This window comes from Enterobacteriaceae bacterium Kacie_13, assembly GCA_013457415.1.
In the GTDB taxonomy this organism is placed as follows: Bacteria; Pseudomonadota; Gammaproteobacteria; order Enterobacterales; family Enterobacteriaceae; genus Rahnella.
On the sequence record CP045665.1, the window covers coordinates 1020804 to 1032669 of the forward strand.

The window sequence follows — 11866 nt, forward strand, 5'->3', positions numbered from 1 at the left end:
TGGAATCATTGTTATGGAAGGGATTCAAGGAGATGCAAAGCAGGAAGGGGTAAGGCAGATAAAGTAATAGTGTATAAATTGATTTATATCAATCAAATTTCTGTTTCAAACTTTTACCTATAGAAATAATGCATTATTTAATAATGAGTTATTAGCTGTAACCGTTTTCATTTCTGGCAAGAGTTAACGCACTTTAAGAGTTTTCCGCAAATAACAGGCAATAAAAAACCCTGCCGCAAGGACAGGGTTGATGTGCAGAACTGTCTGAAAAGTGACTTACAGGCCAGCAGCGTCGCGCAGTTGTGCGGCACGGTCGGTTTTTTCCCAAGGGAAATGTTCACGACCAAAGTGACCGTACGCAGCGGTTTCTTTGTAGATTGGATGCAGCAGATCCATCATCTGGATCAGACCGTATGGACGCAGGTCGAAGAACTCGCGTACCAGCAGGGTCAGTTGCTCGTTGGAAATTTTACCGGTACCGAAGGTTTCCACCATGATGGACGTCGGTTCTGCCACGCCGATCGCGTAAGACACCTGAATTTCACAACGGTCAGCCAGACCGGCAGCCACGATGTTTTTCGCCACGTAACGGGCAGCGTAGGCTGCTGAACGGTCAACCTTAGACGGATCTTTACCAGAGAACGCACCGCCGCCGTGACGAGCCATGCCGCCGTAGGTGTCGACGATGATTTTGCGCCCGGTCAGACCGCAGTCACCCATTGGTCCGCCGATAACGAAGCGTCCGGTCGGATTGATGTGGTATTTGGTACCGGCGTTCAGCCATTCTGCTGGCAATACAGGTTTGATGATTTCTTCCATCACCGCTTCCTGCAAATCTTTCAGGCCGATTTCTTCAGAATGCTGGGTGGAAAGCACGACCGCATCAATACCGACAATTTTGCCTTCATCGTACTGGAAAGTGACCTGGCTTTTTGCATCAGGACGCAGCCAGGGCAGAGTGCCCGCTTTGCGAACTTCAGCCTGACGCTGCACCAGACGGTGTGCGTAAGTGATCGGCGCTGGCATCAGCACGTCGGTTTCGTTGGTCGCGTAACCAAACATCAGACCCTGATCGCCGGCGCCTTGCTCCAGCGGATCCTGGCGGTCAACGCCCTGGTTGATGTCCGGAGACTGCTTACCGATGGCGCTCAGTACGGCACAAGAGTTGGCATCGAAGCCCATCTGGGAATTGACATAGCCAATCTCACGGATGGTCTGACGGGTGATTTCTTCTACGTCGACCCAGGCAGTGGTGGTAATTTCACCGCCCACGAGGACCATGCCGGTTTTGACATAAGTTTCACATGCAACACGTGCTTTCGGGTCTTGTTCTAAAATCGCGTCCAGTACGGCATCGGAAATCTGGTCAGCGATTTTATCTGGATGTCCTTCAGAAACTGATTCGGACGTGAAGAGGTGTTTAGCCATTATGTTCTTTACCTTCATACGACGGGTTAGATATCACTGCATAGCACTGGGGAGACTGGCAGATGAGGAGCGGTGCTCGCCATTGTCGCAATGCGTCCTGCATGTCCCCATAAGGCAAAGCCTTGAAGCAGTTTGAGCATTAATCCGTAAGCTTGCTACGGACGGATTAACATCTGGACGGCTATTTTAGGATAGCAGGTGTGACGAAAGCCAGTCATTTTTGTGATGAACATGGCGTTTTTGTGCGCCTTTGCAGTGATATTCACGCACTGAAACGATCCTGACTTCATTTTCATTTTGCATTTACAGCGGGTTGCCGGTATAAACGCCGCGCGCCCGGCACTTTCTCGACGCCCGCGTATCCCAGTAATTACTGTTTTCTCAGCTCGAATGCCCGCGGGTGATGCGTGGCACGTGTGGAGGTGGTTAGGTTAATGACCCACTTTTTACCGCTTGTTACATTTCAACAGCATCCCCGGCAGACATTGTTAATTGCTGCTGCACGCCTTTCTGAAAAATTTCTGTCATCAATCCGATGTTATAAACAGCCTGTCCGCCGGACGGCCGCGTTTATGCAGCCTGACTATAGACAGCTCAGTCTGCGACATCTGAGCGCTACTCAGCCACATCGGGCCGGTTAACAGCCACTTCCCCCGTTAAAACTGATGTAGCCTGCAACCTTAGGGGCACGATTCCTATTGGTTTCTCCTGACCCGTTCCACGGAGTCTAATGATGAATTCTATAATCACATGAGTGAAAAACAGTTTGCGAACCCTGGCGCACAGGTTTTTATCCTGTCTGAAAGCCATCCGTTCGGGTTGTTCTCACCTGTTGTTACTGCGATAGTGGCTGGCCATGTTGTCAGTGTAGAAAGAGGATTTACCTATGTCTGATGACATCCAGTCCCACCGTCCGTCACATGCGGGCGATACCGTTTCTTTGCGCTCCATGCAGGAGGTTGCCGTGAACGATCGTGATGCCAGCAAAATGCTGCGCACTTACAACGTTGCCTATTGGGGTAACAATTATTATGACGTCAATGAACTGGGCCACATTAGTGTGTGCCCGGATCCCGACGTCCCTTCAGCACGCGTGGATCTGGCGCAACTGGTGAAAGACATGCGAGAGCAGGACGGTCAGCGTCTGCCGGCGCTGTTCTGCTTCCCACAAATTTTGCAGCACCGTCTGCGTTCGATTAACGCCGCGTTCAAACGTGCGCGTGAGTCGTTCGGCTACGAGGGTGACTACTTCCTGGTGTATCCGATTAAGGTCAACCAGCATCGCCGCGTGATCGAATCGCTGGTCGAATCCGGCGAACCTCTGGGTCTGGAAGCCGGTTCGAAAGCCGAGCTGATGGCGGTTCTTGCCCATGCGGGCATGACCCGTTCGGTGATTGTCTGTAACGGCTATAAAGACCGTGAATACATTCGTCTGGCACTGATCGGCGAAAAGCTCGGTCACAAGGTGTATCTGGTTATCGAGAAGATGACCGAGATTAAGCTGGTGCTGGAAGAAGCTGAACGTCTGAATGTTATCCCGCGTCTGGGCGTGCGTGCGCGTCTGTCTTCCCAGGGCTCCGGCAAGTGGCAGTCCAGCGGTGGCGAGAAATCCAAATTTGGTCTGGCAGCCTCACAGGTTTTGCAGCTGGTTGAGATGCTGCGTGATGCCGGGCGTCTGGAAAGTCTGCAATTGCTGCACTTCCACCTTGGCTCACAGCTGGCGAATATCCGTGACATTTCCACCGGTGTGCGTGAATCCGCGCGTTTTTACGTGGAGCTGCACAAGCTTGGCGTGAACATTCAATGCTTCGACGTCGGCGGCGGTTTGGGCGTGGATTACGAAGGAACTCGTTCGCAGTCTGACTGCTCGGTGAACTACGGTCTCAACGAATACGCGAACAACGTGATCTGGGGGATCGGCGACGCCTGTAATGAACACGGCCTGCCGCACCCGACGGTCATCACCGAGTCTGGCCGCGCCGTGACCGCGCACCACACCGTGCTGGTGTCTAACATTATCGGCGTTGAGCGCAACGAATTCCGCGATCCGGTTCAGCCTGCTGATGACGCTCCGCGTGCGCTCGGCAGCATGTGGGATACCTGGAACGAAATGCACGATCCGGAAAACCGCCGCTCACTGCGTGAATGGCTGCACGATACTCAGATGGATTTGCACGACGTACATTCTCAGTACGCGCACGGTATTTTGGATCTGACCCAGCGCGCCTGGGCGGAAGACATCTACCTGAATATTTGCAATATGATTCAGGGTCAGCTCGATCCGAGCAACCGCGCGCACCGTCCGATCATCGACGAATTGCAGGAACGTATGGCGGACAAACTGTACGTCAACTTCTCGCTGTTCCAGTCAATGCCGGATGCATGGGGTATCGACCAGCTGTTCCCGGTTCTGCCGCTGGAAGGCCTGGATAAACCGCCTGTAGGTCGCGCTGTCCTGCTGGACATCACCTGTGACTCCGACGGCACTATCGATCACTACATCGACGGTGACGGCGTGGCGACCACGATGCCGATGCCTCCGTACGACCCGGAAAATCCGCCGGTACTGGGCTTCTTTATGGTGGGCGCGTATCAGGAAATTCTCGGCAACATGCACAACCTGTTCGGTGATACTGCCGCGGTTGATGTATTCGTATTCCCTGACGGCAGCATTGAAGTGCAGCAGTCGGATGAAGGCGATACCGTCGCTGATATGCTGGAATATGTGCAGCTGGATCCTAATGTTCTGCTGGCCCGTTTCCGCGATCAGGTGAAAGAAACCGATCTGGATGCCGAACTTCAGGCGCAGTTCGTCGAAGAGTTTGAATCCGGTTTGTACGGTTACACTTATCTGGAAGAAGACGAGTAAAGCGCACAATAATCCGGCTTGAAGCTGAGCCGGATTAGGGTAAAATTCGCGCCAACAGCAATACAATATGAATTTGTAGAAATCCCTTTCAGGTCGGGCAAACGACGTGGTGGGGATTTTTTTTCATCTATACTTCACCACTCTGTGTCAGCAGCAGGCTGCACGGCGATGCATAAAGAGGATTTTTTTATGAGCAAATTAGTGAGCACTTTGGGCAATGAGCCTGATAACTCCCTGGTTTCCAACGCATTTGGTTTTTTGCGTTTTCCGCTGAACTTCCAGCCGTACACGGCGGAAGCTGACTGGGTCATTACCGGTATTCCTTTCGACATGGCGACCTCTGGCCGCTCAGGCGCACGCCTCGGCCCTGCCGCCATTCGTCAGGTATCCGTGAATCTGGCGTGGGAAGGTCAGCGCTGGCCGTGGGATTTCGATCTGCGCGATCGTCTGAACGTCATCGACTGTGGCGATCTGGTGTTCAACTTCGGTGATGCACAAGATCTGACAGACAAACTGCAACAGCACGCTGATAAAGTACTGTCTTCCGGCAAGCGTATGCTCTCTTTCGGTGGCGACCACTTCGTGACCCTGCCACTGCTGCGCGCGCACGCCAAACACTTCGGTAAAATGGCGCTGGTGCATTTCGATGCGCACACCGACACTTATTCCAACGGCAGCAAATTTGACCACGGCACTATGTTCTTCCACGCGCCGAACGAAGGCCTGATCGATCCGAATCACTCGGTACAGATTGGTATTCGCACCGAATTCGATAAAAATCTCGGCTTCACCGTTCTGGATGCGGCGCAGGTCAATGACCGCACCGTGGATGATATTCTGGCACAGGTGAAGCAAATCGTCGGTGATCTGCCGGTTTACCTGAGCTTCGATATCGATTGTCTGGATCCGGCACATGCACCGGGTACCGGCACACCGGTCATCGGCGGCCTGACGTCTGATCGCGCGTTGAAACTGGTTCGCGGCCTGAAAGACTTGGATCTGGATATTGTGGGCATGGATATCGTGGAAGTGGCTCCGGCTTACGACCAGTCTGAAATCACCGCGCTGGCTGCTGCGACACTGGCGCTGGAAATGCTGCACGTGCAGGCGTCTAAAAAAGGCTGATAATCAGTCCGTTCCATCACTCGCTTAAGGCACCCGTGTGGTGCCTTAATTATTTGTATGGTGAATGTGTTTATATTAATTATATTAAATTTAAATTAGTATTTAAGAAATCCTAAGCGTGAAAATAATATCTCTGCAAATAACCATCATTCGCACACTTTCATAATTAAATTATCTGCTCATCATTTATTCTGCACGCCGTTTAAATTCGCACCGGCTTGCGATATATTTGTTGAGTGAATAATTAAATTGAAATCAATTCATGAGTTTTATAAAAGTAAAATAATCTCGCCGGTTATATTACTGCCTTTCTTAATTTTCCTCAGCGGCTGCGCGTGGGTGCATGACGAAAAACCGTTTATCACTCAGACCGATATTGCACAGCTGCGCACGCCGCAAATTCCGCAGGCCGCAATGCAAAAATGGCCGGGTTCTGACTGGTGGACGGACTACCACAATCCGCAACTCAATGCGCTGGTGGCGCAGGCACTGAAGGATTCACCGTCGATTGCCGTGGTGCAACAACGCGTGGAAGTGGCAAAAGCCCACATCAAAATGGGTGAGGCGAATGATGGGCCACGACTTGATTTTGGCGGTGACATCGAACGACAGAAAATGTCGGCAGAAGGGATAATGGGCCCGTTTGCGCTCGATGATCCTGCAGCAGGCACCACTGGCCCTTGGTATACGAACGCTACATTTGGCCTGCAGGGCAGCTATGAGTTGGATCTGTGGGGCAAAAACCGTGCGCAGATCCAGTCTGCGATCGGTGTTTATCAGGCAAAGCAGGCTGAACTGGCTGAGGCGCGTCTGCTAGTCTCCTCCGCGGTGGTGGAGCTTTATTGGGATATCCAGACTTACATGGCGCTCAAGCAAACGCTGGTGGATCTCCGGGAACAGGAAACACTGATCGCTAAAACTGACCGGCAACTGTATGACGAGGGCGTGACCTCGTCGATTGACGATACCAGCACGGCAATACGGCTGGCGAAAATTGACGAGAAGATTGACGCTTCGAAAGGGCGGCTTCGTCTCTTACAAGTCTCATTGCAGGCGATGCTGGGTATGAATGCGCCAGCGGTGCCGTTAACGCCGGTCGCTCTGCCTGAGATGAAAGACAGCCTGCCGCCGGTATTGGGCTACGAATTACTGGCACGACGCCCGGATTTGCAGGCCGCGCACTGGTATATCGATGCGTCACTGAGCGCCGTGGATGCGGCACATGCTGCGTTTTATCCGAGCATTAATATGATGGGCTTTCTGCAATATGATGCGCTGCACATGAGTGATCTGTTTCGCAGTTCGGCGCAGCAGATGGGCGCGATTGCCGGGCTGACGTTGCCGGTCTTTGACAGCGGCAGGCTGAATGCCAGTCTGGGCATTGTGCGCGCCAACAGCAATCTGAGCATCGCGTCATATAACAAAGCGGTGGTCGAGGCGGTGAGTGATGTGGTGAAAAGCGCCAGTCAGGTACAGACGCTGTCGGATGAAAATGCGCATCAGCAAACCGTGCTGGACGGGAGCCAGCATATTTACTCACTGGCACAGCAGCGCTTCAACGTAGGAATTCTCAGCGGCGCGCAGGTGGCGAAAGCTAAATTGCCACTTCTTCAGGAGCAGGCGAAAAAGATTCAGTTGCAGGGGGAATGGCTCAGCGCCGATATTCGTCTAATCCGCGCTTTGGGTGGTGGTTATCGTTCAATGAATGCTTCAGCGGTTCATCAGGGCTGACTAAAATATTTAATTTATATATATCGCTGAGCGTTAAATAGTTTGTTTTCTGAAGGTTTTTTATTATCAGGTTTTGTGCGAACTCATTTCTATTAAATAGAAGTATTAATGAGTAAATGAAAAGAGATGCGCCTCATGACGCATCTCTTTTTTATGGATTATTTGCCAGCGGCAATACGCTCGCGGATATGTTTAGCACGGGCTTCTGACGATGGGTGATCGTCAAACCAGCCGATGCTGCTGCCCTGATCCAGTTTCGCCAGTTTCTCGAAACTGGTCGCCAGACCGGTCGGATCGATGCCGCGTTTTTTCAGCAGATCGAAAGAGTAGTCGTCGGCTTCGGATTCCTGTTTCTGCGAGAACTGCGCGTTAACGTATTTCTCGCCCAGATCGGCCAATTGTGACTGTGACAACGTGGCGCTGACGCCGCCGAGGGAGGAAATCGCTGAGCGCGCCGCCGTTGCACTGTACGCCACCTGCATGGCTTTGCGGGTGTGACCGAGGGCTACGTGTCCCATTTCGTGGCCAAGTACGCCTTCGACTTCATTGTCGTTCATCATATCCATCAGGCCGCTATAGACACGGATACAACCGTTGGCCATCGCCCAGGCGTTGACGTCTTTGGTCACGTATACCTTGTAGTTGGCCGGTGTGCCGTTGATGTTATCGCCCAGCGCGGCGGAGATTTTTTTCAGACGTTGAGCATATTCGCTGCTGTCCGGCGCGATCTGCGCTTTTTTATCCATCTCTTCGCAAGACTGAACGCTGAGGGTTTTCACATCGGCGTCGCTCAGGGTATATGCCTGATAAGCCTGCGCGCCGGATTGCATTAAAGTATCGGTATTCACTGTTGCACAACCGCTCAACAGAGTAGTGGCCAACAGGCTCAACATTACAGGATGAAATTTCATCAATTCAGGTTCCCAGAAAGAGTGTAAAAATCAGTCAATGCACCCCGAAAAAGGCGCTCATCGTAAGAATAGCGTTAAGGTAGGATTTTCGCAGTGCCCGATCTATAGTGTAAGTCCGAAAAAACGCACTGATTTAAAAGCGTATTCTGTGAACTTCATCACGTGAGTGATTAGAGATTGCCGATTTAATGCCGAGTCTGAGAAAATGACTTTCTTGACTGCTTTATTAATCCGACCTGGAGTAGAACATGTCCTCTCGTAAAGAGCTTGCGAACGCAATCCGCGCACTTAGTATGGATGCCGTGCAGAAAGCGAATTCCGGCCACCCTGGCGCCCCTATGGGCATGGCTGACATTGCCGAAGTCTTGTGGCGTGACTACCTGAACCATAACCCGACAAACCCAAACTGGGCTGACCGCGACCGCTTCGTGCTGTCCAATGGTCATGGTTCCATGCTGATTTATAGCCTGCTGCACCTCACAGGCTATGATCTGCCAATCAGCGAACTGGCGAACTTCCGTCAGCTGCACTCCAAAACCCCAGGCCACCCGGAATACGGTTATACCGCTGGCGTTGAAACGACGACCGGCCCGTTGGGTCAGGGTATCGCGAATGCTGTCGGTTTTGCTATTGCAGAGCGCACGCTGGCTGCGCAGTTCAACAAACCAGGCCACGACATCGTTAACCACCAGACCTATGCATTCCTGGGTGATGGTTGCATGATGGAAGGCATTTCTCACGAAGTGTGTTCACTGGCCGGTACCATGAAACTCGGCAAACTGACCGCGTTTTATGATGACAACGGTATTTCCATCGATGGCCACGTTGAAGGCTGGTTCACCGATGATACTGCTAAGCGTTTTGAAGCTTACGGCTGGCATGTAGTCCGTGGCGTTGACGGTCACAATCCTGATGCGATCAAAGCCGCTATCGAAGAAGCACACAAAGTTACCGACAAACCTTCCCTGCTGATGTGCAAAACCGTGATCGGTTTCGGTTCGCCGAACAAAGCCGGTACGCACGATGTGCACGGTGCCGCACTGGGCGCAGCTGAAGTAGCCGCTACCCGTGAAGCGTTGGGCTGGAAATACGCTGCCTTTGAAATTCCACAAGATATCTACGCGCAGTGGGATGCGAAAGAAGTCGGCAAAGCGAAAGAAGCAGCCTGGGATGAGAAATTCGCTGCCTATGCGAAAGCACATCCTGAACTGGCAAAAGAGTTCAAACGTCGTGTGAACGGCGAGCTGCCCGCTAACTGGGAAGCGGACGCACAGAAATTTATCGAAGAGCTGCAGGCAAATCCTGCCAACATTGCCAGCCGTAAAGCATCTCAGAATGCGCTGGAAGCATTCGGTAAAGTCTTACCCGAATTCCTGGGCGGGTCTGCTGACCTGGCACCAAGCAACCTGACTATGTGGTCTGGTTCCAAGTCTATCGGCGACGATCAGGCGGGTAACTATATCCATTACGGCGTGCGTGAATTCGGTATGACTGCGATCACCAACGGTATCGCGCTGCACGGCGGTTTCCTGCCGTACTCGGCGACTTTCCTGATGTTCGTCGAATATGCGCGTAACGCCGTGCGTATGGCGGCTCTGATGAAGATCCGCAATGTGTTCGTCTACACCCATGACTCCATCGGTCTGGGCGAAGATGGCCCGACGCACCAGCCGGTTGAACAAATCGCCAGCCTGCGCGTCACGCCAAACATGAGCACATGGCGCCCTGCTGACCAGGTCGAATCTGCGGTAGCGTGGAAATACGCAATCGAACGTAACGACGGCCCGGTTACCCTGATCTTCTCCCGTCAGAACCTGACCCAGCAGCCACGTACCGCTGAGCAACTGGCGAACGTGGCGCGCGGTGGCTACATCCTGAAAGATTGTGATGGTACGCCTGAGGTTATCCTGATCGCGACCGGTTCAGAAGTCGGCATCACCGTAGAAGCCGCAGACAAACTGGCCGCAGCGGGCACCAAAGTGCGCGTTGTTTCCATGCCGTCTACCGATGCCTTCGACAAACAGGACGCGGCTTACCGTGAATCCGTCTTGCCGAAAGCTGTTTCTGCACGCGTTGCGGTAGAAGCGGGTATCGCTGACTACTGGTTCAAATACGTTGGCCTGAACGGCGCAATCGTCGGTATGCACAGCTTCGGCGAGTCAGCTCCGGCAGACCTGTTGTTCAAAGAGTTCGGTTTCACTGTTGATAACGTGGTTGCGCAAGCACAGTCGTTGTTGAAGTAATTCCCTTCTCCAGTGAATTTATAAAGCACCTTCGGGTGCTTTTTTTACATCCTGATACCATGAGCAGGCTTGCAGTTTCCTTGCTAAATGACACAGGTCAAACCCTTCCCGGACAAATCTCGGTACACTCGCTTCATTCTGAAAGTGTTTTAATCTGTCGGTTTTTGAAAAGAATCACTGTCTTAAACGTGATGAAAAAGTAAAATCACTGTGAACGTCTGGATTTTCATGGCGTTTTTTTAAGCGATTGAAGCGATTCGCACGGTGAAATTCCTGGAATTATTCCTTTTGGACATTGTTTCGTTTATTCTCAGCTGAACCGTTTCAGTCTGGCTATTTGAGCTTATCATCGTCCTCACGTTGTTAACGTGTAGGAAAAGGAAATTTTTCTGCGGCACGTATTGTGCGCACCGATGATGATGGTTATTCACCGTAAACGCACGCTGCATTACTATAGATGTTACTGATTTTGAGTAACAACCGTGTAACAGGGAGAAGTATGCCAATACGTATTGCAATTAATGGCTTTGGTCGCATTGGCCGTAGCGTATTGCGCGCGTTATACGAATCCGGGCGTCGGGCGGAAATCTCCGTTATCGCCATCAACGAACTTGCCAGCCCTGAAGGCATGGCCCATCTGCTTAAATACGACTCCAGCCACGGCCGCTTCGCCTGGGATGTCCGCCAGGAAGGTGAGAACCTTTATGTTGGCGATGACTCCATCCGATTATTCCATCAACCTGATGCCAGCCAGCTGCCGTGGGGCGAGCTGAGTATAGACGTCGTGCTCGATTGCACCGGCGTTTACGGTAGCCGCGAAGACGGTGAAACTCAGCTTGAGGCTGGGGCTAAAAAAATTCTGTTCGCGCATCCGGGTGGTCACGATCTCGACGCCACCGTGGTCTACGGTGTGAACCACCAGTTGCTCGAACGCCAGCACCGCATTGTGTCCAATGCGTCATGCACCACCAATTGTATTATCCCTGTGATCAAGCTTCTCGACGATGCCTACGGCATTGAGTCTGGTACCGTAACGACCATCCACTCTTCGATGAATGACCAGCCGGTAATTGACGCATACCATGCGGATTTACGCCGCACACGCGCCGCAAGTCAGTCTATTATCCCGGTCGATACCAAGCTTGCCGCGGGGATCACGCGCATCATGCCGAAGTTCTGCGATCGTTTTGAAGCAATCTCCGTGCGGGTGCCGACCATCAATGTTACAGCCATTGATCTAAGCGTATTTGTCGAGGGTTCGGTAACGGTAGACGAGGTGAACCAACTGCTGCAAAAGGCCGCAATGGGCGCTTTTCGTGGTATAGTTGACTATACCGAACTACCATTAGTCTCGACAGATTTTAACCACGATCCCCACAGCGCCATTGTAGATGGAACGCAGACGCGGGTAAGTGGAAAGCACCTGATAAAAACACTGGTCTGGTGCGATAACGAGTGGGGGTTTGCTAACCGAATGTTGGATACAACATTGGCAATGTCCGCTAGCGGTTTCTAGTACGGTTGTTGCGGCCTCTCTGGCCGAAACCGCCTTCAAGCAA

Annotated in this window: 7 protein-coding genes; 5 read left to right on the forward strand and 2 right to left on the reverse strand. The window is 52.2% G+C overall.

Features of this window, described 5'->3' with window-relative positions:
• Positions 1 to 276: 276 nt before the first annotated feature.
• The gene (gene metK / locus GE278_04595; GenBank protein ID QLK60103.1) at positions 277 to 1428 is read right to left on the reverse strand and encodes a methionine adenosyltransferase; all 1152 of its coding nucleotides are present in this window, start codon (positions 1426 to 1428) and stop codon (positions 277 to 279) included.
• Positions 1429 to 2314: 886 nt separating this feature from the next.
• Here metK and speA point away from each other — a divergent pair.
• From speA to mdtQ, 3 genes are all read left to right on the forward strand, one after another.
• Complete coding sequence (gene speA, locus GE278_04600; protein QLK60104.1) at positions 2315 to 4297, forward strand: biosynthetic arginine decarboxylase; 1983 nt, start codon at positions 2315 to 2317, stop codon at positions 4295 to 4297.
• Between the two features lie 201 nt (positions 4298 to 4498).
• Positions 4499 to 5422, forward strand: coding sequence for an agmatinase (gene speB, locus GE278_04605; GenBank protein ID QLK63192.1), 924 nt, complete (start codon positions 4499 to 4501; stop codon positions 5420 to 5422).
• A 258-nt stretch (positions 5423 to 5680) separates the two neighbouring features.
• A complete protein-coding gene (gene mdtQ, locus GE278_04610) occupies positions 5681 to 7153 on the forward strand; it encodes a multidrug resistance outer membrane protein MdtQ (protein ID QLK63193.1) in 1473 nt (490 codons plus the stop codon).
• 158 nt (positions 7154 to 7311) lie between these two features.
• Here mdtQ and GE278_04615 read toward each other — a convergent pair whose 3' ends face one another.
• Positions 7312 to 8064 carry a M48 family metalloprotease gene (locus GE278_04615; GenBank protein ID QLK60105.1) on the reverse strand — a complete coding sequence of 251 codons (753 nt, stop codon included), beginning with the start codon at positions 8062 to 8064 and terminating at the stop codon, positions 7312 to 7314.
• A gap of 248 nt (positions 8065 to 8312) precedes the next feature.
• Between GE278_04615 and tkt the strand changes: the two genes are divergently transcribed.
• The gene (gene tkt, locus GE278_04620) at positions 8313 to 10307 is read left to right on the forward strand and encodes a transketolase (protein ID QLK60106.1); all 1995 of its coding nucleotides are present in this window, start codon (positions 8313 to 8315) and stop codon (positions 10305 to 10307) included.
• 499 nt (positions 10308 to 10806) lie between these two features.
• Complete coding sequence (locus GE278_04625; protein QLK60107.1) at positions 10807 to 11823, forward strand: erythrose-4-phosphate dehydrogenase; 1017 nt, start codon at positions 10807 to 10809, stop codon at positions 11821 to 11823.
• The last annotated feature ends 43 nt before the right edge of the window (positions 11824 to 11866 follow it).

What these genes read in the sequence shown, in the direction of transcription:
- tkt (QLK60106.1), top strand. Translation starts at nt 8,313, where the DNA reads ATGTCCTCTCGTAAAGAGCTTGCGAACGCAATCCGCGCACTTAGTATG.
- metK (QLK60103.1), bottom strand. Translation starts at nt 1,428, where the DNA reads ATGGCTAAACACCTCTTCACGTCCGAATCAGTTTCTGAAGGACATCCA.
- GE278_04615 (QLK60105.1), bottom strand. Translation starts at nt 8,064, where the DNA reads ATGAAATTTCATCCTGTAATGTTGAGCCTGTTGGCCACTACTCTGTTG.
- speA (QLK60104.1), top strand. Translation starts at nt 2,315, where the DNA reads ATGTCTGATGACATCCAGTCCCACCGTCCGTCACATGCGGGCGATACC.
- GE278_04625 (QLK60107.1), top strand. Translation starts at nt 10,807, where the DNA reads ATGCCAATACGTATTGCAATTAATGGCTTTGGTCGCATTGGCCGTAGC.